Below are 22,913 nucleotides of genomic sequence, written 5' to 3' on the forward strand. Positions count from 1 at the left end.
TTTTACCTACATATTTATGAAATTTTTTAATAATACTTCGCCCGCTTCGCCGCTTCTTTCAGGGTGAAACTGCACACCATAAAAATTGTCTTTATTTAAACTTGCACTAAATTTGGTAGAATACTCACACTCTGCGATGGTGTATTCATTTAGCCCCACACAATAACTATGCACAAAATAAAAATAAGCTCCATCTAAGCCTTTAAAAAGCTCATGAGGGCTAAAGACTTGATTCCACCCCATATGTGGGAAAGTAAAATTTGTTTTTTCTTGGAATTTTTGTGTTTCAAAAGACATAATACCAAGTGTTTTTTGGTGTAATTCTTCTGAAAATTTACCCAAAATTTGCATACCAAGACAAATGCCTAAAAGTGGTTTTGTGGTAGTTTGGATAAAATTTTCTAAATTAAGTGCTTGTAGATTAGCCATTGCTTTAGCTGCGGTGCCAACCCCAGGAAGCAAAAGCTTATCTGCTTGCGAGAGTTCTTTTAAATCATGCGTGATAATACTTTTTTGTCCTAAACGCTCGAGTGCAAAAGCAAGTGAAGCTAAATTCGCACAACCTGTATCTATAATAGCTAGTTTCATGATAAACACTTTCTTGAAAAATTAAATTCCCATTTCATATTTTACACTCTCTTTCTCATATTGCTTAGCAATACTCTCATAATCTGCAAAATATACAATATCTTTTATTTTTTCATAAATAGAATTCGAAATTATATTTTGAAATTCTCTATATCTATTTTTATGCGCAACAATAAAAAATTTTGCTCTAAAATCCTGAAGCTCATAAAAACGGTTAATAGAATTTTTTATATTAGTAGAATGCTCTACCTCATAAAAAGCATGAGGCATTTTTCGTTCATTAAACCAAATACAATCGCTAAATTTAGCTTTTTGTGTCAATTCATCATATGTAAAACTATAAAGAGAATCTAAAGTAGCCAAGTCGCCTAACCTAGTATCCATAAAATATTTATTCTTATCTTGACTAGGAACAAAAGTTTGAAAGCCTCTTAAATTTCCAATTGAGACAATAAGCCCTTGATAATAAGAATGACTAAACTGACATTCGTTATTTATCAAATTTAATTTTTTTTCAATCTCATGCTTTTTCTCTGTTAAACCCCAAAGTCCTGCTGTGATTTTATAAAATTCTTTATTTGTTTGTAATATTCTTCTAATACTTGCAAAAGGTGTTTTTGTTTCCCATTTACTAACATCTGTCAGCATATAAAGCTGACTTAAAGTTGCAAAGTTATTATTATTTTTAAAAGCTTCTATAACATTATCTTTTTGTTTCATTGTTAAGTCTCATATAACATAATAAGTGATCATATTTTACAAACACTTGCATTATAAAAAAAATTTTCATATCACTCCTTTAGAGCTTGCTAGGTTTTCATTTTCTATTTTTATAGCCATTTTTAAAGCTCTTGCAAAGGCTTTAAAAAGTCCTTCGGCTTTGTGATGATCGTTTTTGCCTTTAACTTTTAAATGCAAACTCGCACCCATAGCATAGCTTAGTGAGTAGAAAAAATGCTCTATCATTTCTGTGCTTAATTCTCCAAGCTTTTCTTTTTTAAACTTAGCCTTATAAACTAAATGCGGTCTATTACAAAAGTCAATTGCACAACTTGCCAAGCACTCATCCATAGGTAAAACAAAGCCATATCTTGCAATACCTATTTTTTGATCTAGTGCATTTTTAATAGCCTCGCCCAAAGCAAGTGCGACATCTTCTACGCTGTGATGTTCATCAACTTCTAAATCCCCTTTGCATCTTATCTCTAAAGATATATTTGCATGCGTAGCAATTTGCTCTAACATATGATCAAAAAATGCGATATTTGTTTTTATATTAGCTTTTGCTTTTTCATTAAAAGCCATTTTAACTTGAATTTGGGTTTCTTTGGTATTACGCTCTATACAGGCACTGCGGTAATTTTGCAAAATAAAATCAGCGATTTGCTCCCAGTTAAAATCGTTTTTATCGTATTTTAAACCTTGAATTTCAAGATTTTGCGCTAAAAGCATATCGCTGTCTCTATCGCCTATAACAAAACTTTTGGTTTTATCATAAAGTTTATTTTTGATATAGTTTTCAAGCATGGCAGTTTTTGGCTTCCTGCAGGCGCAATTTTCATGCTCAAAATGCGGACATATAAAAATATCTTCAAATTCTATGCCACAACTTTGAAAAACACTTAGCATTTTTTCATGAGCCTTGTCAAAATTTTCCCTAGGAAAAGAATTTGTGCCTAGACCATCTTGATTACTTACCATAACAAATTTAAAATCAAAATTTTTTAACTTTAAAAGCGCATTGATAGCACCTTTTTCAAACTCAAGTTTTTCTAAAGAATCGATTTGAAAATCATCTTTTGGCTCATCAATGAGTGTACCATCTCTATCGATAAATAAAATTTTTGCACTCATTTTAGACTTTCTAATCTTAAACTCACGGCATTTTTATGCCCATCAAGCCCTTCAGCTGCTGCTAAAATTTCCACCACAGGACCAAGCTTTTTAAAGCCTTCTTTGCTAAGTTCTTGTACAGTCATTCTTTTCATAAAATCAGCAAGCCCTAGTGAAGAATAAGACTTGGTAAAACCATAAGTTGGTAATACGTGATTTGTTCCACTTGCATAATCTCCCATAGATTCTGGAGAATACTCACCTAAAAATACCGAACCTGCATGCATAATATCATCAAGTAAGCTAGATGGATTTTGTGTATGAATGATCAAATGCTCGGGTGCATAGTCATTTGAAATACTTATGGCATGTTTTATATCTTTTGCAAGAATGATTTTAGAGTGTGCTAAAGATTTTGAAGCAATTTCTTTACGCGAGAGTTTTTCAAGCTGTAAAGCAACTTCATTATCTACTTCTTTGGCTAATTTTTCACTTGTACAAACTAAAATCGCTTGAGAATCTGCTCCATGTTCAGCTTGAGAGAGTAAATCTGAAGCTATAAATTTAGTATTAGCAAACTCATCTGCTAAAACTAACACTTCAGAAGGCCCTGCTTGCATATCAATAGCTACTCCATGATTATTAACTTGCTTTTTGGCTTCAGTTACAAAGGCATTTCCTGGGCCAAAAATTTTATCCACTTTTTGCACACTTTGCGTTCCATAAGCAAGCGCTGCTATGGCTCCTGCTCCACCTATTTGATACACTGCATCAACTTCGCAAAGTTTTGCCACAAAAGCAATGGCAGGATGTAATGGCGCTGGGGAAGCTAAGGCTATGAATTTACATTTTGCAATTTTAGCAGGGATAGCTAGCATAAGTGCGGTTGAAAAAAGTGGTGCTAAGCCTCCTGGTATATAAAGCCCTACTTTTTCAATGGCTCTTGTTAGCACCTTGCAAGTTACCCCTTCAAAGGTTTGAACCTCTATGGTTTGACTTTCTTGAGCTTTGTGGAATTTATAGATATTTTCATAAGCTATTTTGATAGCTTGTTTTAACTCATCATCAATTTGCTCTGCTAAATTACTAAGCTCTTCATCACTTAGTTTGATGGAATTTAACTCTACTTTATCAAATTTTATAGCCATTTGTTTTAAAGCTTCATCGCCATTTATTTTAACATCTTCAATAATTTGTTCTACTATGGTTTTAACCTGCGCATTAGCACTCATAGCAGGACGCTTGAGTGCTAATTCTTGTTCGTTTTGGTTTAATTTTTCAAAATCAAGTATTTGCATTTTTATCCTTTAAGAGAGCATTTTTTCAATAGGTAAAACTAAAATCGCACTTGCACCTTCTTTTTTCAAAGCTTCCATAGTTTCCCAAAATAAATTTTCTTGACTTACCATATGTAATGCCACTCTAGCTTTATCATTTTCTAAAGGTAAAATTGTAGGTTTTTCAACACCTGGTAACAAGGCTGTGATTTTTTCTAGCTTTTCAATAGGAGCATGCAACATGATGTATTTTGACTCTCTTGCTTGCATAACTCCATGAATTCTAATGAGTAATTTATCGATTAATTCTTGTTTGTGTGAAGCTAAACTTTCTTTTCTTTGGATAATGCAAGCTTTTGACTTATAAATTACCATAACTTCTTTAAGTCCGTTTGCTTTTAAAGTAGCTCCACTTGAAACTAAATCACAAATTCCATCAGCTAAATTTGCACTTGGTGCTACTTCAACTGAGCCTGTTAACATACAAGTTTTATAGGGGATATTATTTTCTTCCATAAAACGCTTTAAAAGCTGTGGATAAGATGTTGCTATGCGTAAATTTTTAAAACTTTCTATACCTTTATACTCACTATTTTCTGGTAATGCTAAAGACAAGCGGCACCCACCAAAATCAAGCTTTTTAAGCATTATAAAATCTGCATTTTCGTTTTTTGATTTTCTTTCTAACTCATTTTCTTCTAAAACATTTTCCCCAACTATGCCAAGATCTACCACTCCATCAAAAATTAACCCTGGTATATCATCATCTCTTACTCTAAGTAAATCAATAGGTAAATTTGTAGAAAAAGCAATTAAACTTTGATCATGTATGCGAAGTTTTACGCCTATGGACTCAAGCAAGGCAATAGAATCTTTACTTAAACGACCTGATTTTTGTATAGCTATGCGTAATCTTGAATTTTCTTGCATTTTTTTCCTTTTTTGTAGTTAAAAAGATTAATAGTAGCAAAAAATGGATAAAAATACAAAAAATAGTAAGTAAATAAATAAAAATAAGAAGTTTTTAGCCTTTAAAAAGGCTAAAAATTAAGCTACGAATTCGATGAAAGCCATTTCTGCAGCATCGCCACGGCGGATTCTTGTTTTGATAATTCTTGTATAACCACCATTTCTATCTGCGAATTTAGGTGCAATTTCTGTTACAAGTTTATTTGTAGCTTCTTTATCCTGCAAGCTAGCAAAAACTGCTCTGTGAGCATTGAAATCACCTTTTCTTGCACGAGTGATCAATCTTTCAACATAACCTCTTAATTCTTTTGCTTTAGGTAATGTTGTTTCTATTTTACCTGCTTTAATAATAGCAATGGTAAGGTTTTTTAATAAGGCTGCACGATGAGTTGAAGTGCGACCTAACTTTCTATATCCATGTCTATGTCTCATTGATTATCCTTCATTTTGTGCTTTTAATTCTGTAATTTTTTTCTTTAGCGTTTCTTTTGCACTATCACTGAGTTTTGAATTTCCTATAGGGAAACCTATAGATTCCATTACACTTTTAATCTCATCTAAAGATTTTTTACCAAGATTTTTTAAATCTGCAAGTTCGCTAACACTCATTAAAGCAAGTTCACCAATATAAACTACATTTGCTTTTTCTAAGCAGTTAAAACTTCTTGCACTTAAATTTAACTCAGTTATATTTTGAAGTAATTTTACATGTTCTACTTCATTATTTGGTGTTTGACTTCTTACAACGCTTTGTGCATTAGTGATTTTATCAAACACTGATAATTGTTTATACATTGCTTCTAAAGCATTTTTAAAAGCGTCACTTGGTGAAATTTGACCATCAGTTGTGATTGTAAAAACAACTTTTTCATAATCTGGATTATCTTCAAAAAGCACTTTTTCTATATCATAAACCGCATGTTTTACCGGAGTAAAGAACGCATCAAGTGCTATAAATTCAGGATCTAAGAAATTTTGAATTTCTTCAGAAGGCACATAACCTATACCTTTTTCAATGATTAAAGTAAATTCTAAATCTGCATCTTCATTAATCGTTGCAAGGTAGCTATCTGCATTCACAACTTCAACAACTTCATTGTCTAAGTCTTTTCCGCAAATTTCTTTTGGTCCTTTAAAACTAAAAGTTACGATTTCTTTTTCAGAATCTGTTTTTAGTTTAAATCTTAATTTTTTTAGATTGATAATAAACAATGCTACATCTTCAAGCATACCACGCATACTATCAAATTCATGTGCTACGCCTTTGATTTTAACTCCTGTTGGAGCAAAACCTACTGTGCTTGAATAAAGCAAACGACGCAAAGGATGCGCCAAAGTAATAGCATAACCGATTTCAAAAGGCCATGCACTTACTTTTGCTACTGTATCACTGATATTTTCAATACTAAACTCTGTTGGTGTATAAGCAGAAGTTGTAATATGTCTCATATCAAAAACCTTTATTATTTAGAGTACAACTCAACGATATATCTTTCCTCAACTGGAATGATAACTTCTTCTCTTTCAGGTTTTCTTGTAAAAATTCCAAATCTTTTATCTTTTTCTACATCAACCCAAGCAACTATACCAGTTTGAGCAGTAAGTTCGATCGCTCTTGAAATTTGAGGATTGTTTTTGCTTTTTTCAATCACTTCAACTTTTTGACCTGCTTCTACTCTATAACTAGGAATATCTACTCTTTTACCATTTACTAAAATGTGCCCATGAGTTACAAGTTGTCTAGCAAAACGGCGTGTTGTAGCAAAACCCATTCTATAAACAACATTATCAAGTCTTTGTTCTAAAAGCTGGATCAAAAGCGCACCGGTATTGCCATCTTTTCTAGCAGCTTCACTAAATAATCTTCTAAATTGTTTTTCACTAACACCATACATAAATTTAGCTTTTTGTTTTTCTCTTAATTGAAGTCCATATTCACTAATTTTAGCTTTTCTTTGTCCATGCTGACCTGGTGCGTAAGGGCGTTTATCTAAAGCACTTTTACCTGCTAATCTTCTTTCGCCTTTCATTGCCAAGCTTACGCCAAGTCGTCTTTCTAATTTTTCTACTGGTCCTCTATATCTTGCCATTATAATTCTCCTAAATCTTATATCTTATTCTTAGACACGACGACGTTTTGGTGGTCTACAACCATTATGAGCTAATGGGGTAATATCTTTTAAGAAAGTTACTTTGATACCTTCCATAGCACCTACACTTTTAACTGCTGTTTCACGACCACTTCCTGGCCCTTGTACTTTAATGCCTACTTCTTTAATACCATGTTCTTTTGCTTTATTTAAAGCATCTTCTACTGCTTGTTGTGCCGCATAAGGAGTTGATTTTTTAGAACCTTTAAATCCTAAACCACCTGCACTACTCCATGCAATAGCATTTCCCATTTCATCAGTTACAGTAACCATAGTATTATTAAATGTTGCACTGATATAAACTATACCTTTAGCTATATTTTTTTTAACTATTTTTTTCTTAACAACTTTTCTTTTTGCCATTTTCTATCCTTATGATTTTGCACCAACGGTTTTTCTCTTACCTTTTCTAGTTCTGGCATTTGTTTTTGTTTTTTGACCACGAACCGGTAAGCCTTTTCTATGTCTTAAGCCTCTAAAGCTTCCTAGATCCATTAATGCTTTGATATCCATAGCAACTTGTTTTCTAAGATCACCCTCAACCATATAGTTTTCTTGAATTTCTTTACGGATAGCCGCTGCTTCGTCCTCACTTAACTCATGAACTCTTTTATCATAAGAAATTCCGGTTTTATCTAAGATTTTTCTTGAAGTATGCAAACCTATACCATAAATATAAGTCAAACCATATTCAATTCTTTTTTTCTTTGGTAAATCTACACCTGCAATACGAGCCATAAATTATCCTTGTCTTTGTTTGTGTTTTGGATTTTCGCAAATAATGCGAACTACGCCTTTACGACGAACTACTTTGCATTTGTCACACATCTTTTTAACAGATGGTCTAACTTTCATGCTTTACTCCTGTTATTGTAAATTCCACTTTTTTACAACTGCACCAGGTTTTTAGAGCAACCAACTATTTTCAAAATAAGTGGTGATTTTGAAAATACTTCTTCATACAGTTTTATTGCAATTTCTGCAAAAGTGCTAATTATACTTTACTTTTGCTTTTAAACAACTTAGACTTATTTGTATCTAAATGTAATACGACCCTTATCAAGACTATAAGGCGTTAGCTCTACTTTAACTCTATCGCCAGGCATAATTCTAATATAATGCATACGCATTTTACCTGCAATATGACAAAGTATCACATGTTTATTATCTAATTCAACTTTAAAAGTCGCATTAGGTAAAGCTTCGATTACATTACCATCGATTTCGATAATATCATCTTTTGCCAATATTTCTCTCCTTTCTATAAAATACAAAGCTATTATTTTATCACAATTTTTCTTTTTAAATTTTTAATATTTTTTTACAAACTATAATATTTTTACTATAATTACAAAATTACTACAAAAAGAAAGTATTTATAGATGTCAAAAACTTTAAAAAGAGGTGATTTTAAAACTCTTTCCTTATCTTCTTTGGGTGGAGCTTTAGAATTTTATGATTTTGTTATTTTTGTATTTTTTGCTAATTATATTTCAAGAAATTTTTTTCCTAGTGATTTAAGTGATTTTTGGAAACTTTTAAACACTTATGGAGCTTTTGCAGCAGGATATTTAGCTAGACCAATCGGTGGTATAATTATGGCACATTTTGGAGATAAAATGGGTCGCAAAAAGATGTTTATGTTTAGTATATTACTCATGGTGCTTCCAACTTTCTCTCTAGCTTTTATACCTACTTTTGAAACTATAGGATATTTTGCTCCTATTTTTTTACTACTTGTTAGAATAGCTCAAGGTATAGCTATAGGCGGAGAACTCCCTGGCGCTTGGGTATTTGTAAAAGAACATGCACCCGATGGAAGAGATAGTTTTTATATTAGCGCTATTAATGCTTCTATGGCTTTTGGAATTCTTTTAGGTTGTATTGTTGCCTTAGCGATTAATCATTACTTTGATCAAGAAGCAATTTATGAATATGCTTGGCGCATTCCATTTGCCATAGGTGGATTTTTTGGTATCATTTCTATATATCTTAGAAAATTTTTAGAAGAAACACCTGTTTTTCAAAAAATGCGACAAGAAAATGATTTAGAAAAATTTCCTTTAAAAACACTTTTTAAAGAAAAAAATATTTATTTAGACATCATTGCTTCTATGCTTTTAACTTGGATGCTCACAGCCTGCGTGATAATACTTATTTTACTTATGCCCAATTTTATATCAGAAGTTTTGATTCTTGATAAAACAGATGCGATTTTAATCCAAATGTTTGCAATAGTGATTTTATCTTGTGGAACTTTACTTGCTGGAATTTGGGTTGATAAATTTGGTTTTTTAGCTACCGCTTTAATTTTTACCATAGGATTTAGTTTATCGTGCTTTTTTTATTTTTATTTTTTCTATGCTCAAATTTTGCATTTGAGCATATATTTTTATTTTATAGCGTGTTTTTTTGGTGGTATTAATGCTTTAGCACCTATTTTAATGTGTAAAATTTTTAAGCCAAGTATTCGTTTTAGTGGAATTTCTTTTTCTTATAATATAGCTTATGCAATAGCGGGTGGCTTCACTCCTCAACTTGTATTTGCATTACATTCTTTGGCTATAAAACCTGAAAATCCTTTCGTGTATGGAATTTTTATTTATATTTTGTTTTTATCCCTGATAACACTGATAACTACCATATTTACTTATAAGAGGTTAAGATTTTAATGTTATAATTAAAAAAAATTATTAATTAAAAATTTATAAAATTAAAGGAAAATGATTATGAAAATTTTTATTGTTTTAATACTTTCTTTGTTACCACTTTTAGCATTTGAAATGATTACACCTATACCAGAAAGCATTCCTTATAATAAAGAAAAAGCTATTTTAGGAAAAAAACTCTATATGGATACAAGTTTATCAAAAGATAAAAAAGTATCTTGCAATAGTTGTCATGATATTGCAAATTTTGGAGTAGATAATAAAACTTTTTCAACAGGTATTAATGGCATAATAGATGAGCCATTCCATACTCCTACAAATTTTAATGCCGTTTTTAGCCTGGCACAATTTTGGAGAGGCAATGCAAAAGATTTACAAGAACAAGCCAAACATCCTTTGTTAAACCCTAAAGAAATGGGGTTAAAAGATGCAGATGAAGTGGTGCAAATAGTAAAAACTAACGCAATTTATGAAAAAGAATTTAAAAGACTTTACGGAGAAGTTACCTTTGATAATATAGCAGATGCTTTAGCTGAATTTCAAAAAACCTTACTTACGCCAAATTCCCCATTTGACCGCTACTTAAAGGGAGATAAAAATGCTATAAGCGAACAAGCAAAAAGAGGCTATAATGCCTTTTTATCAAATGGTTGTATAGCGTGCCATCAAGGACAAAATATAGGTGGAAATATGTATCAAAAAATGGGGGTATTTGTTCCTTATGATAATGGAACAAATTGGAAAGGACGCTATGAGATCACTCAAGATCCTCACGATCAATTTGTAGTAAAAGTGCCAAGTCTTAGAAACATAGCCAAAACTGCTCCTTATTTTCATGATGGTTCTATGCCAACACTTGATGCTTGCGTACAATTTATGGCGTATTATCAGCTTGGTAAATTTTTAGAGCAAGATGTAGTTGATGATATAGTTGCATTTTTAAATTCTTTAACAGGAGAATACCATGATCCACTCAAATAAAAAAAACTTTCTCTTTTTTAAAACAATTCATCACTTTATCCATAGTGGTTTTGGTATTGCTTTTAACTTTGACTTTATTTATTTTTAATACTTACAATACCACCAAAAGAAATTCACTTATTATGGATTCTTTTCAAAAATTAGAAATTCTAGATACTAAAATAGATGAAATTTTTAAAAATAAACTAAATCTACAAAACTATGACATTAGCGTCAAACTAGTAAGAGATTTTGAAAATACTTTAGCTATTTTAAAAGCTAATGAAATAGATACTAAAAAGCTAGAAGCAATTTTTCAGAAAAAAAATACACAACTACAACATTTTAAATCAGCCAATTCTATTGCTATAAATTCAAAGCTTTATCTTTATGAAATTCAACAAGAAATCATCAAACAAACAAATCAATTAGCACTCACTACTCAAGAGGCTAAACAAATAGAATATATAGGAAATATTTTAAGCATTATAGGAACTATGGATATATTAGAACCTTTAGCACAAAATAGATTACAAAATCTTGTCACAAATTTAAACGCAAAAGATTCTCAATTACCACAAGAGTTATTTGAGCTTTTTAATACACATTGTAAGATGATATTAAGTCAAATTAAAATATTAAAAGATAATTCTCAAAGTTTTCTTGATCAAGAACTGCAAAAACAAATTCTAGCACACCAAAATTTAATTGCTAAAAATATCAATCTACAAAATAAATATAATCTTTATACAGCTATAGGAATTTTCCTATTTACCTTAGTTGTATTGATTTTTTTCATACTTTTAACATTAAAAAAAGTAATCATACCTATATCTTTACTTGAAAAACTAAGTGCAAATCTAGCAGGAGAACATGCGAATTTAAGTGCAAGATTAGACATTGATAAAAAAAGTGAATTAGCTACAAGTGCTGGCTATATTAATTCTTTCATACAGATAGTGCAAAATTCAATCTTAGAAGCCATACAAACTGCAAATTCAAGTCACAAAAGCTCACAAAAACTTTCCCAAAATGCTGAAATTTTACAGCAAAGTTCACTTTTACAGCATGAGCAAATTTCTAATGTCCATGAAATAAGTTCTGTTTTAGAAAGTCATATAGACTTAACTCAAAATCTAGCTAAAAATACTATAAAAGATATGCATGATATGCAAGAAGTTATGGGAGAAGTTGAAAAAACACTTAAAGAGTTAGTAGAGCTTATATTACTAAGTGGAGAAAAAGAACAAAGTGTTTTAAGTGCTATGGATATACTAGTACAAAGTGCTGATAGTATTGTAGAAGTTACAGCAGCTATCAAAGATATAGCCGATTAAACTAACTTACTAGCTTTAAATGCAGCTATTGAAGCAGCTCGTGCAGGAGAACATGGTAGAGGCTTTGCTGTTGTTGCTGATGAAGTTAGAAACTTAGCTGATAAAACTACAAAATCTTTAGTCGCTATAGAAACTACTGTAAGAACTATAGTACAACAAATCAATGACAACAAAAGTTTGATGGATGGAATTCATCAATCCATGAGTGATACTTCCAACAAAGCTAATATCTTACAAGGTGAAGTCGGTGCTTCTATAGAAAAATTAAAAACAAGTATCCATTCTACTAAAATTATGGAAGAAAAAAGTGATGAGTCAAAAGCTAAAATGAATGAGTTAGAACAAAATGTAGAAAAAGTGACTGAGCTTGCAAATTGTGTTAAAAACTACTCCTTTGATTTAACGCAAATTTCACAAGATGTTTTAGAAAATGCTTCTAAACTTTCAGAAAAACTAAAAACATTCGAGTAAGAAAGATTAAACTTTCTTACTTAGATAAAATATCTGCTTTGCCATTTATAATCGCAACACAATGCTCATAATGAGCTGCATTTAAACCATCTTTGCTTCCTGCTTCCCAATTGCCTTTTAAATGTACTGGTGTGCCATCTTTTTGACATACCATAGGCTCTATGCAAAATACCATGCCATTTTTGATTTTAGGGCCACTTTTTGCACTAGCTCCTGGTTCTAAATAATTTGGAATTTCAGGCTCACCGTGTGGCTTTTTACCTATACCATGGCCACAATAACCTTTCAAAGGTACAAAACCTCTTTTAGTAATAAACTCACCAAGCTCATAAGAAAGTTCTTTAAAACGCATGCCCTCTTTGATAATATCTATAGCATAATACAAAGCATCTTTAGCACAAGCAATCAAAGCCTCATCAGTAGCTGAAATTTTACCTATAGGTATAGTCCTTGCTGCATCTCCATAATATCCATCTATGCAAGTACCCACATCAAGCCCTAAAATATCACCTTCTTTTAAAATACGCTCATCCCCTACACCATGAATGCAAGCTTGATTAAGCGAGATACAAATACTGCCTGGAAAACCATATAAGCCTTTAAAAGATGGTTTTGCACCATGATCAAGTATAAATTCTTCTGCTTTAATGTCAATTTCTTTTAAACTCATACCCGGAACTATAATACCCTCTAGATAGTCAAGCGTTCTAGCTACAAGTTCATTTGCCTTGCGTAGTTTTTCTATTTCTGCTGGTTTTTTGATTTCTATCATTTATATTTTCCTTAAAATTTTTAAAAATTTAGCATTTATGCGCTTTTAAAAGCTTTAAGGAAAAACCTTAAGTTTTAAAACTTAAGGTTTTAACATACACTTGTAAGATTAGTAGCTAGGCCACCTAAAGAAGTTTCTTTGTATTTTGAGTTCATGTCTTTGCCGGTTTCATACATAGTTTTTATAACCTCATCAAGACTTACTTTTGGAGTTGATTTTCTACTCATTGCCATTCTAGCAGCTGAAATTGCTTTAATCGCTCCAAAGGCATTTCTTTCTATACAAGGAATTTGCACTAAACCACTTACTGGATCACAAGTTAAACCTAAATGATGCTCCATTGCAATTTCAGCAGCATTACAAGCTATCTTTGCATCAAAACCCATTACAGTAGCCATAGCTCCTGCTGCCATAGAACTTGCACTACCAATTTCAGCTTGACAGCCAGCTTCAGCACCACTTATACTTGCATTTTTCTTATAAAAAGAGCCTATTAACATAGCAGTAAGTAAAAAATTAATGGCTTTTTCATCGTTAAAACCAATAGTATGATTTTTAAGATAAAGCATTACAGCAGGCACAACAGCACATGCACCATTAGTTGGTGCAGTTACCACTCTAGCTCCACTTGCATTTTCCTCTGCAATAGCAATAGCATATAAAGAAATAAAATCAATAATTCCTAAAGGATCACTTGTCATAGCCAAACGCTCATTAAGTCCTTTGGCGCGGCGTTTTAAATGTAAATTCCCTGGAAGAAAATCTGAGCTTGGATGAATACCATTATAATAAACTTCTTGCATTACTTCCCAAATTTCTAAACAATAAGCTCTAATTTCTTCTTTAGTGTGAAATTGAAGCTCATATTCATAAGAGAGTTTTGCTAGATCCCATGAATTTTCTTCGCAAATTCTTAAAGCATCGCTTGCGTTATTAATATCAAGTTCTAATTTAGTATGTTTTTGCTCACAAGCTCCGTCTTTGTGTTTTTGAAGTTCAGCTTCACTCATAACAAAACCACCACCTACTGAATAATAAATTTCTTCAGCAATGATTTCTCCATTTTCATTATAAGCACTTATTTTCAATCCATTTTCATGCAAAGGTAAAAAGTCTTTTTCAAAAATCAAATCTTTATCATAATCAAAATTTAATTCTTTTTGAGCATCTAAAACCAAAATTTTATCTTGCAAAATTTTATTAAACACACGATCTTGCAAAGCAACATTTAATTCTTTTGCTCTTAAGCCACTCAACCCCCATATAATAGCTTTATCACTTAAATGGCCTTTACCAGTAAGCGATAAAGAGCCATAAAGTTTGATTTGAATTTTTGTAATTTGTGTGATTTTATCTTTGATTTTTTCACAAAACATATTCCCTGCTAGCATTGGTCCTAAAGTATGAGAAGATGAAGGACCAACACCAACTTTAAATATACTTAAATTACTACTCATTCATCAGCACCTTAAAAAGTATAAATTACAGTGATGATTGTCAAAATACCTGTGATAAACACAAATGCATCTAAAGCTTTGTTTTGGAATTTTTTCATTTTAGATACAGTGTAAATTGCAATCATAGGCATTAAAAATAAGATTGCGGCAATGATTGGACCACCTAAGCTTTCAATAAAACCTAAAATACTTGGATTTACATAAGCAGTAATTAACATAACAATATACATTACCAAAGTTGAATAAACTGCGATTTTTTTCAAATCCGGATTATCATTACCTGCTAATTTACAACATTTTCTAACTATACCATAAGCACCCTCCCTAGCACCAAAATAATGCCCAAAGAATGAACTAGAAATTGCTAAAAATGCGATTAGTGGACCACCATAAGAAATAAATGGATTATCAAGTTTATTAGCAAAATAAGAAAGTACAGGTATGTTTTGTGCTCTAGCTTCAGCAAGTTCTGCAGGAGTTAAAGAAAGCACACAAGATACCACAAAAAACATTACAAAAGCAAGTAACATTACAGAAGTTCTAAATAACACTTGATTTGCTTTTTGTACTGAATTTTCAGGATATTGTCTTTTTACACTTAAAGAAAAAGTAGAAATCGCTGGTGAGTGATTAAATGAAAACACTAAAACCGGTAAAGTTAGCCATACTATAGTAATAAACTCTTTTGTTCCAGGAATAGCACTAAAACTTTCAAACGACCATTGCGGGATAAGATATAAAGAAAATAAAAATAAAATAGCACATAAAGGATATACAAGCCACTCACATACTTTGGTAATTAATTCTTCACTAAAAAGCATAATAAGCATAAAAATACTTACTAAAACAAAAGCAAAAAGCGCTCTATAAAAAGGAAGTAAATTAGCTATAGTTTTTCCTTGCTCATTTACACTTGTTTGATACATAGCACTAATTGCGTTTGCGAAAGAACCATTTGGATCTAAAAGTGGTAAGAATTGATTATAAATAAAACTCTCAAAAGTATTAGTTATACCTACACAATATGCTAAACAAATTGGGAAAATTGCAAAGAAATAAAGCACAGAAATAAAAATACTTACTTTTCTACCAAAATACTCTTCAGCCGCATGAGTAATATCTTTATCATTACCATTTGCTTGACATACAAAACGACTTAAGGCTCTATGGCTTAAATACACCATTGGAAAAATAATCAAAGCCATTACAACAACTGGCCAAAAACCACCAACACCTGCTTTAATAGGTAAAAATAAAATCCCCGCACCAACTGCAGTCCCAAAAAGAGAAAGCATCCAACGCGTATCAAAAGAATTCCACTTAAGATTATCCACATTTTCTCCTTGTAAAAAATAATAAAAAAAGCTTTTACCTAAAAACTTTTTGTATTATTTTACAAATATGCTCTTGAGTAGTTTGGCGTGATTTTTTCCCTTTCATTTAAAGCAACTGCGGCTTCATTTGCAAAATTTGGATTTCTTAATAATTTTCTACCATAACAAACTAAATCACACACCTCACCCAAAAGCAAAGCCTCACCTTCGCTAGCACTATTTATAAGACCCACACAAGATATAGGAATTTTAACAACTTCTTTTAAAGCCTTAGCATAAGGAGCTTGATAAAGTGGTGCTATATTTGGCACTAAAGAAGGTTTGTTGATATTTCCTCCTGCTGAAATATCTAACATATCAACGCCTAAATTTTCTAAAATCAAGGCAAGTTTTTTACTATCTTCCAAATTCCAACCACCCTCTTGCCACTCTGTAGCTGAAATTCTTACAAATAAAGTAATATCAACTTCTTTTTTTATACGCTTAATGATATCACACAAAAGACGCGCTCTATTTTCAAAACTACCACCATATTCATCATCTCTTTGATTTGATAAAGGAGATAAAAATGAACTAAGCAAATACCCATGAGCACTATGAAGCTCTATCGCATCATAGCCTGCTTCTTTAGCTCTTTTAGCACTTTGGATAAATTCTTGTTCAATTTGTAAAATTTCATCTTTACTTAAAACATGAAGTTTAGAAAATTTTTCACTAAAAGCGATATTACTTGGGGCTTTTGATATAGCTTGTTTGCATGAATTTTTACGACCACTATGATTTAGTTGGATAGCAACTTTAGCACCAAAATGATGACAAAGATCGACAAGCTCCTTATGTCCTCGAATTTGAAAATCTCCCCAAAGGCCTATATCATTATCAGCAATTTTTGCATTTTCATTAATCGCACAAGCTTGAACTATGATAAGCCCAACACCACCCAAAGCTCTAGCTCCATAATGTATCAAGTGAAATTGATTAATCTTACCATCTAAAACTTGTGTTTCATACATATCCATAGGAGGCATTACGATACGATTTTTTACATAAAAATTTCCAATCTTTAGCTCACTTAAAAGTAAAGACATAATACCCCTTAAAATATTTTTATATTACTATAATAGAAAAAAATTAATTTTTCTTAAAACATAGAGTATTTTAGACCAATATTATAATTTTTAATAGATTATTATTAAAAAAATAGTTTTTAATTATATTTTTTCATTATTAAAACTACAAAACACAATCTAATCAAATAAGCTTTTCTCAAAACACTTTAACATAAAACTTTTGCGATGCAAAGGTGAATAACCAAATACTTTAATCTTTTCTATATGAGCTTTTGTACCATAACCTTTGTGTTTATCAAAATCATAATTATTATATATTTTAGAAAAATAACACATTTTTTGATCACGACTTACCTTAGCTAATATACTAGCAGCTGAAACTTCTTGCACTTTCATATCAGCTTTAATCATAGTATTAATACCCAAAACACCATAATTTAAATTTCCATCATATAAAATCTCATCTTGGTTAAAATGTTTTTTTATTATCTTTAAACCCAAATTTAAACACTGACTAAGTCCTAAAATATCAATTTGCAAAGGTGAAAAAGCAAGGATTAAAAAATTTGAATTAGAAAGAATTTGCTCATATAATTCTTCTCTTTTTTTTGCACTTAATTTTTTAGAATCAGCTAAACCATCAATATTTTTTAAAAGCTTGCAAGCTGCCAAGTGCATATCTCCAGCTAAAGCCCCACGCCCAGCCTCATCTACTCCGACTAAAGCCACTATTTTTCCTTTATAATAGTGTATTTTTCTACTAAATTTTCTAAAGAATAATTTATATTGGCAGGTGAGCTTGAAGGAAGTTCAAAAAATTCTTGTTCAGGATAAAATTTAGCAAAATATTTACTTGCAACTTTACCTAATACACAAATTTTTTCTATATTTGCCTTATCTAAAATAATACTTATATCATTTGCTTTGGCATAAGAAATAGTTTTATCATCTGAATTTTTTATCTTACAACTTGCTATAACATCCCAAAGTGCTATATGATTTGCTTTTAAAAAAGCCTTTTGCTCTTGTACTGTTTTTAACTCACACTCAAATAATATTTCAAAGATACACCAAAAGCGATTTTTACTATGTTGATAATAAAAATTTTCTTCTCTTGATTTAATAGATGGAAAAGAACCTAGTATTAAAACTTTTGAGTGTTCATCAAAGAAAGGTTCAAAAGGATGAGTTAAAATTTGCATATTAGGCCTTGATAAAAATAAAATATTTTATCATTTTTATCAAGATTTTTAAAATTATCCTAAAAATTCTCGTTTGAAGTATTCTTTTGGAGCTTTACACAAAGGACAGGCATTTGGTGCTTTTTTACCACGGTGTATATGCCCACAAACTTCACAAACCCATAATTCTTCTACCTCTGAATTAAAGAAATCTTCTTCTTCAAGCATTTTTTTAAGCGCTAGATATTCTCTTTCATGCTCAATTTCTACTTTACCAATAGCAGTAAATAATCTTGCTATGTTTTTCTTGCCTTCATCTTCTGCAATTTGTGCAAAATTTGGATACATGGTAGTATGCTCGTAATTTTCACCCTCTGCTGCACAGATTAAATTTTTAGCAGTTTCTTCTAAAGCTTTACCATCTACTAATTCATGATATGCTTTAAATTCAGCTCTTGCATGCCATTTTTCATTTTCTGCAGCTTCTCTAAAATGCTTTGCAATAGCATGCCAACCTTCTTCTTGAGCAATATCTGCAAATAAATCATATTTGTTTCTTGCCATAGATTCACCTGCGAAAGCTTTCATCAAATTTATGGCTGTTAAATCTTTAGTAATGCACTCCATTTCTTGACCACAGCAACTAAGCTTTCCACCACCTACATTTTGCACTTCTACTTCATTGCCGCATTTTTGGCATTTATAGCTTTCATATTGTCTCATTTAATATCCTTGTGATTAATTTAAGTAAGATTTTGATTGAAAAACTCACCCAAATGTTATTGTAGCATTTGGGTGTTAAAAGATTTTAGTATTTTAAGAAATATTCTTGAATTTTCTTAGGATCACTTGTTTTAGTTAAAGCAAGCATTAACAATACTCTAGCTTTTTGAGGACTCATATCACCTGTATCAATAAAACCAATTTTTGCATCAGCATCACTTACTGCAACTCTACCAGCTACTACGCGTGAACTTACCGCTACATTAAGACCTTTTTTAAGCAATTCTTTTAATATATCTTTTTGATAATCATGAATACTGCCAGCACCTGTTCCAGCTACAACTATACCTTTAGTTCCATTTTCAAACAAAGCTTTTGCTGCAACACCGCTACCATCATTTGCATAACTATAAAGAATATCTACTTTTGGTAATTCTTTTAGCTTGCTAACATCAAATGGAGATTTTTTGGTATGTAATTTTGTATTAGTATTGTAGAAGAATGCTTTTCCATCTACTATATAACCCATATCACCCATATCCGGTGAACTAAATGCATTTACATTTAAACTATGAGTTTTCATAACGCCTCTAGCACTTTGAATTCTATCATTCATAGCCACCATTACACCTTTATTTTTTGCTTGTGGATCTGCTGCTAACGCTACAGCATTGTAAAGATTTTTAGGACCATCTGCACTAATTGCAGTTGATGGGCGCATTGCACCAACTAAAACAACAGGTTTATCGCTTTTTACTGTTAAATTTAGGAAATATGCAGTTTCTTCCATGGTATCAGTACCATGAGTAATCACAACTCCATCTACATCAGATTTTAAAAGCCTATTGACTTCTTTAGCAAGTTTTAGCCAAATTTCATTTGTCATATCTTTACTATCAATATTTGCAATTTGATCCCCGCTAATTACTGCTAAATCTTGAATTTGAGGCACTGCTTTAATCAAAGCATCAACCCCTAAAACACCCGCTGTATAACCTGTTGTAGCTACCGAACTATCAATCGAGCCTGCAATAGTTCCACCTGTAGCTAAAATTGCAACTTTTGGTTTTGCTTCCAAAATTCCTGCTCCTAAACTTAGTGCCATAGTTGCGCACATTAACATTTTTTTCATGTTAGTCCTTTCATTAGAAATGATAAAAATTATAATGCAACTATGTTTAAATAAAAATAAATTATTAATATAAAAAATACTTTAGTAAATATTCATTAATTAAAGCCATAAATTTGCAATTTTTTTTAGTTTTTCCACATCGCTTGAAGCATAAAATTGAATGTTAGCTTCTTCTTGGATTGATGTTAAGTTAAATTCTTGTTGCAATTGCAAAGCTATAGCCTCGCCTGAATGAATAAGTTTTGTATTTTTGCCAAAATACTCTTGCAAAGAATGGGCGATTAAAGGAAAATGCGTGCATGCTAAGATTAGAGCATTAGGATGAAATTTAAGCTTATTAAAATAATACTCAAAAGCAGCTTTTAAAAAATCTCCTTGAAAAATCCCTTCTTCAACCATAGGTACAAAAAGCCCAGTTGCTTTTTCTTCCACTTTTAAAAAACCTTCTTTGATTAAAGCTTGCTTATAAGCGTGAGAATCCACGGTAGCTTGTGTTGCAATAACTAATATATTAGAGTTTTTATCTTCTAAAGAGTTTTTAACCGCTAAAACCCCTGCTTCTATAACTCCAAGAACCGGAAATGGTGCATTTGCTTTTAGAATTTCTAAAGCATGCGCGCTAACTGTATTACACGCAATAATAAGCATATCGACTTTTTTTTCTTTGAAAAACTCTAAAGCTTCTAGGGAAAATTTAATGATAGTTTTTTTATCTTTAACCCCATAAGGTACCCTTGCGGTATCTCCATAGTAAATATATTCTTTAAAAAGTTTTGCTTGAAGTAAAGATTTTAAAACACTAAGCCCACCTACACCGCTATCAAAAACGCCTAGTCTCATCAAAATCCTTAAAAAGAGAAGAAAGTAGAAAATCTACTTTCTTATAAGCCTACTGCACTTAAGGTTTGGTATTTATTCATATAAATTTGAGCTTCGATTTTTCTCATTGTATCAAGCGCTACTTGAACTACGATCAAAACAGAAGTTCCACCAAAATAAAAAGGCACACCAAACAACTTCACAATAAGCCATGGTAATGTAGCTACAAGCCCTAAATAAATAGAACCTGACAAGGTAAGTCTTGATGCTACTTCATTAAGATAATTTGCAGTTCCTTCACCTGGTCTAATACCTGGTATGAAACCGCCTTGTCTTTTAAGATTTTCAGCTATATCTTTTGCATTAAATACAATTGATGCATAAAAATACGCAAAGAAAATAACAAGTAAGAATGTTAAAAAATGAAAGAAAAATCCATTTGGATTTAAAAAGTCATAAATTTTTAACACATACTCATTTGTACTTGTTTGCAAAATAGTGCTTGGAAACATCAAAATCGCACTTGCAAAAATAGGAGGAATTACTCCACTTAAATTTATTTTAATAGGTATGTAATTCATAATGCGTTTGTTTTGATTTTGCATGATTACTTTTCTTGAGTAAGAAATAGGAATTCTTCTTTCTCCAAGCTCTACTACTATAATAGCCCAAATAGTAAGTAAAATTACAACTAAAATAGCAATGATAGTCAAGAAATTCATCTCACCTGTATTTACCAAATTTACTGTTCCACTAATTGCACCTGGAATTGTAGAAACAATACCGCCAAAGATGATCAAAGAAATACCATTTCCTATACCGCGTTGAGTGATTTGCTCACCTATCCACATTAAAAGCATGGTACCTGCAAGCATAGAAATAGCAGAAAGTGCAATAAAAGTATTCATATCAATCATAATAGCTGACTGACCTGCTTTCCCATGAAGACTTTGCAAGCCTATAGAAACGCCTATACTTTGTATCAAAGTGATAGCTATAGTAGCATAACGGATAATTTGCATATATTTTTGCATACCATCGCGTTCTTTTTTCATCTTTCCTATGTTAGGAAAAGTTGCCGCTAAAAGCTCCATAATAATCGAAGCAGTAATATAAGGCATAATGCCTAGAGAGATGATGCTAAGTCTTTCAGCAGCACCCCCACTAAACATATTAAACAAGCCTAATGCATTAGATGCATTAGAATCAAAAAATTCCTTGATAACACTGACATTAACCCCCGGAACTGGAACATAAGCTAATATTCTATAAGCAAATAAAAAAGCTAATGTTATGAGAATTTTATTTGTCAATGCTTTATTCATTATTTTTGTCCGCTAAAAGTGATCTTCTCGTCTTTAATTTTACTAGCAAGATCTTTAGCACTTGCTCCAATAAGCTTAACTTTATTTACATTTTTTGAAAGCTTATGAATGCTATTGATTGTTTCAAATGTAATTTCGCTAAGCTCTTTGATTGCTGTGATTTTTTCAACATTAATCACATAAGGTTTTTCAAATTTAGAAGTAAAACCTACTTTTGGTAAGCGTCTTTGAAGTGGTTGTTGGCCCCCTTCAAAACCTCTTTTTTCGTTATAACCTTTTCTAGCAGTTTGGCCTTTTCCACCTTTAGTAGAAGTTTTACCCATACCACTACCTTGACCACGGCCTATTCTTTTGGTTTTATGTGTTGAACCTGGTGCTTTTGTTAAATTCATTGATTATCCTTTAAGCATTGTAAGTGCTTTGATAGTAGCACGCACAACATTTGCTGAATTATTTGAACCTAAAGACTTAGTTAAAATGTCTTTAATACCTGCAAGTTCCACGATAGGACGTGTTGAACCACCTGCAATAACCCCTGTACCTTCACTTGCTGGTTTAAGTAAAATTCTACTTGCGTTGTATTTTACTTCTACATCATGAGGGATAGTTGAACCTTTTGTTTTAACTTCAACAATGTTTTTAAAAGCATCATCAACTGCTTTTCTGATAGCATCTGGAACTTCTTTAGCTTTTCCATAGCCCACACCAACTAAACCTTTTCTATTTCCAACGATAACTAAAGCAGTAAATCTAAATCTTCTACCACCTTTAACAACCTTAGTAACCCTGCCGATATCGACGATTACTTCTTCAAATTCTTCTCTATTATATTTTTCCATCGATCTT

General features: G+C 31.5%; 26 protein-coding genes and 2 pseudogenes. 4 read left to right on the plus strand and 24 right to left on the minus strand.

What is annotated here, in order from left to right; translation table 11 throughout:
* Positions 1 to 6 precede the first annotated feature (6 nt).
* The 12 genes from hisH to infA all read right to left on the minus strand — a co-directional run bounded on the left by hisH (position 7) and on the right by infA (position 8,064).
* Positions 7 to 588, minus strand: a complete 582-nt coding sequence (gene hisH, locus L8V85_RS02255) for an imidazole glycerol phosphate synthase subunit HisH (protein WP_263737395.1) — start codon at positions 586 to 588, stop codon at positions 7 to 9.
* A 21-nt stretch (positions 589 to 609) separates the two neighbouring features.
* Positions 610 to 1,308, minus strand: coding sequence for a hypothetical protein (locus tag L8V85_RS02260; RefSeq protein WP_041570259.1), 699 nt, complete (start codon positions 1,306 to 1,308; stop codon positions 610 to 612).
* Between the two features lie 66 nt (positions 1,309 to 1,374).
* A complete protein-coding gene (gene hisB / locus L8V85_RS02265) occupies positions 1,375 to 2,442 on the minus strand; it encodes a bifunctional histidinol-phosphatase/imidazoleglycerol-phosphate dehydratase HisB (protein WP_263737396.1) in 1,068 nt (355 codons plus the stop codon).
* Entirely contained in the window at positions 2,439 to 3,719 is a 1,281-nt protein-coding gene (gene hisD / locus L8V85_RS02270; RefSeq protein ID WP_263737397.1) for a histidinol dehydrogenase, read from the minus strand. The genes hisB and hisD overlap by 4 nt, the downstream gene beginning before the upstream one ends.
* Before the next feature lie 9 nt (positions 3,720 to 3,728).
* Positions 3,729 to 4,628 (minus strand): ATP phosphoribosyltransferase, encoded by a 900-nt coding sequence (hisG, locus tag L8V85_RS02275; RefSeq protein ID WP_133319147.1) that lies wholly within the window; start codon positions 4,626 to 4,628, stop codon positions 3,729 to 3,731.
* A 117-nt stretch (positions 4,629 to 4,745) separates the two neighbouring features.
* Positions 4,746 to 5,099, minus strand: a complete 354-nt coding sequence (rplQ, locus tag L8V85_RS02280; RefSeq protein ID WP_012660847.1) for a 50S ribosomal protein L17 — start codon at positions 5,097 to 5,099, stop codon at positions 4,746 to 4,748.
* A gap of 3 nt (positions 5,100 to 5,102) precedes the next feature.
* Positions 5,103 to 6,116 (minus strand): DNA-directed RNA polymerase subunit alpha, encoded by a 1,014-nt coding sequence (locus tag L8V85_RS02285; RefSeq protein ID WP_039627711.1) that lies wholly within the window; start codon positions 6,114 to 6,116, stop codon positions 5,103 to 5,105.
* Between the two features lie 14 nt (positions 6,117 to 6,130).
* The gene (gene rpsD / locus L8V85_RS02290; RefSeq protein WP_263659172.1) at positions 6,131 to 6,757 is read right to left on the minus strand and encodes a 30S ribosomal protein S4; all 627 of its coding nucleotides are present in this window, start codon (positions 6,755 to 6,757) and stop codon (positions 6,131 to 6,133) included.
* 30 nt (positions 6,758 to 6,787) lie between these two features.
* Positions 6,788 to 7,180: a 30S ribosomal protein S11 gene (rpsK, locus tag L8V85_RS02295; RefSeq protein WP_133319145.1), complete on the minus strand. Its 393-nt coding sequence runs from the start codon at positions 7,178 to 7,180 to the stop codon at positions 6,788 to 6,790.
* A gap of 9 nt (positions 7,181 to 7,189) precedes the next feature.
* On the minus strand, positions 7,190 to 7,555 hold the full coding sequence (gene rpsM / locus L8V85_RS02300; protein WP_012660843.1) for a 30S ribosomal protein S13: 366 nt from the start codon (positions 7,553 to 7,555) through the stop codon (positions 7,190 to 7,192).
* Positions 7,556 to 7,558: 3 nt separating this feature from the next.
* The gene (gene rpmJ, locus L8V85_RS02305) at positions 7,559 to 7,672 is read right to left on the minus strand and encodes a 50S ribosomal protein L36 (RefSeq protein WP_002781429.1); all 114 of its coding nucleotides are present in this window, start codon (positions 7,670 to 7,672) and stop codon (positions 7,559 to 7,561) included.
* Between the two features lie 173 nt (positions 7,673 to 7,845).
* Positions 7,846 to 8,064: a translation initiation factor IF-1 gene (gene infA, locus L8V85_RS02310; RefSeq protein ID WP_012660842.1), complete on the minus strand. Its 219-nt coding sequence runs from the start codon at positions 8,062 to 8,064 to the stop codon at positions 7,846 to 7,848.
* A gap of 135 nt (positions 8,065 to 8,199) precedes the next feature.
* On the opposite strand from infA, the gene L8V85_RS02315 reads away from it, so the two are divergent.
* From L8V85_RS02315 to L8V85_RS08360, 4 genes and pseudogenes are all read left to right on the plus strand, one after another.
* A complete protein-coding gene (locus L8V85_RS02315) occupies positions 8,200 to 9,489 on the plus strand; it encodes an MFS transporter (RefSeq protein WP_263737398.1) in 1,290 nt (429 codons plus the stop codon).
* A gap of 54 nt (positions 9,490 to 9,543) precedes the next feature.
* Complete coding sequence (locus tag L8V85_RS02320; RefSeq protein ID WP_243705637.1) at positions 9,544 to 10,467, plus strand: cytochrome-c peroxidase; 924 nt, start codon at positions 9,544 to 9,546, stop codon at positions 10,465 to 10,467.
* Positions 10,468 to 10,511: 44 nt separating this feature from the next.
* Positions 10,512 to 11,126 (plus strand): annotated as a pseudogene (locus tag L8V85_RS08405) (DAHL domain-containing protein); the annotation flags it as partial.
* A gap of 633 nt (positions 11,127 to 11,759) precedes the next feature.
* A pseudogene (locus L8V85_RS08360) lies at positions 11,760 to 12,254 on the plus strand (methyl-accepting chemotaxis protein); the annotation flags it as partial.
* A gap of 16 nt (positions 12,255 to 12,270) precedes the next feature.
* On the opposite strand, the gene map reads toward L8V85_RS08360, so the two are convergent.
* The 12 genes from map to rpsE all read right to left on the minus strand — a co-directional run bounded on the left by map (position 12,271) and on the right by rpsE (position 22,906).
* Positions 12,271 to 13,026: a type I methionyl aminopeptidase gene (map, locus tag L8V85_RS02330; protein ID WP_263706953.1), complete on the minus strand. Its 756-nt coding sequence runs from the start codon at positions 13,024 to 13,026 to the stop codon at positions 12,271 to 12,273.
* Positions 13,027 to 13,115: 89 nt separating this feature from the next.
* Positions 13,116 to 14,483: an L-serine ammonia-lyase gene (locus L8V85_RS02335; RefSeq protein WP_263664497.1), complete on the minus strand. Its 1,368-nt coding sequence runs from the start codon at positions 14,481 to 14,483 to the stop codon at positions 13,116 to 13,118.
* A gap of 11 nt (positions 14,484 to 14,494) precedes the next feature.
* Entirely contained in the window at positions 14,495 to 15,778 is a 1,284-nt protein-coding gene (locus L8V85_RS02340; protein ID WP_133319191.1) for an aromatic amino acid transport family protein, read from the minus strand.
* Positions 15,779 to 15,876: 98 nt separating this feature from the next.
* Positions 15,877 to 16,905, minus strand: coding sequence for a tRNA-dihydrouridine synthase (locus L8V85_RS02345; RefSeq protein WP_220567006.1), 1,029 nt, complete (start codon positions 16,903 to 16,905; stop codon positions 15,877 to 15,879).
* A 159-nt stretch (positions 16,906 to 17,064) separates the two neighbouring features.
* Positions 17,065 to 17,616: a ribonuclease HII gene (locus L8V85_RS02350; RefSeq protein WP_220567005.1), complete on the minus strand. Its 552-nt coding sequence runs from the start codon at positions 17,614 to 17,616 to the stop codon at positions 17,065 to 17,067.
* Entirely contained in the window at positions 17,616 to 18,089 is a 474-nt protein-coding gene (locus L8V85_RS02355) for a DNA-deoxyinosine glycosylase (protein ID WP_263737399.1), read from the minus strand. Before L8V85_RS02355 ends, L8V85_RS02350 begins: the two co-directional genes overlap by 1 nt.
* 54 nt (positions 18,090 to 18,143) lie before the next feature.
* Positions 18,144 to 18,791 (minus strand): ferritin family protein, encoded by a 648-nt coding sequence (locus L8V85_RS02360; protein WP_220567003.1) that lies wholly within the window; start codon positions 18,789 to 18,791, stop codon positions 18,144 to 18,146.
* An 85-nt stretch (positions 18,792 to 18,876) separates the two neighbouring features.
* Positions 18,877 to 19,896: a type II asparaginase gene (locus L8V85_RS02365; RefSeq protein WP_263737448.1), complete on the minus strand. Its 1,020-nt coding sequence runs from the start codon at positions 19,894 to 19,896 to the stop codon at positions 18,877 to 18,879.
* A gap of 126 nt (positions 19,897 to 20,022) precedes the next feature.
* Positions 20,023 to 20,763 (minus strand): glutamate racemase, encoded by a 741-nt coding sequence (gene murI / locus L8V85_RS02370; RefSeq protein ID WP_263737400.1) that lies wholly within the window; start codon positions 20,761 to 20,763, stop codon positions 20,023 to 20,025.
* 41 nt (positions 20,764 to 20,804) lie between these two features.
* Positions 20,805 to 22,067, minus strand: a complete 1,263-nt coding sequence (gene secY, locus L8V85_RS02375) for a preprotein translocase subunit SecY (RefSeq protein ID WP_133319135.1) — start codon at positions 22,065 to 22,067, stop codon at positions 20,805 to 20,807.
* Positions 22,067 to 22,459: a 50S ribosomal protein L15 gene (gene rplO, locus L8V85_RS02380; protein ID WP_039617163.1), complete on the minus strand. Its 393-nt coding sequence runs from the start codon at positions 22,457 to 22,459 to the stop codon at positions 22,067 to 22,069. The genes secY and rplO overlap by 1 nt, the downstream gene beginning before the upstream one ends.
* Positions 22,460 to 22,462: 3 nt before the next feature.
* Positions 22,463 to 22,906 (minus strand): 30S ribosomal protein S5, encoded by a 444-nt coding sequence (gene rpsE / locus L8V85_RS02385; protein WP_039617161.1) that lies wholly within the window; start codon positions 22,904 to 22,906, stop codon positions 22,463 to 22,465.
* Positions 22,907 to 22,913 lie beyond the last annotated feature (7 nt).

Source organism: Campylobacter sp. IFREMER_LSEM_CL2090 (assembly GCF_025771865.1).
Taxonomy (GTDB): Bacteria; Campylobacterota; Campylobacteria; order Campylobacterales; family Campylobacteraceae; genus Campylobacter_D; species Campylobacter_D lari_D.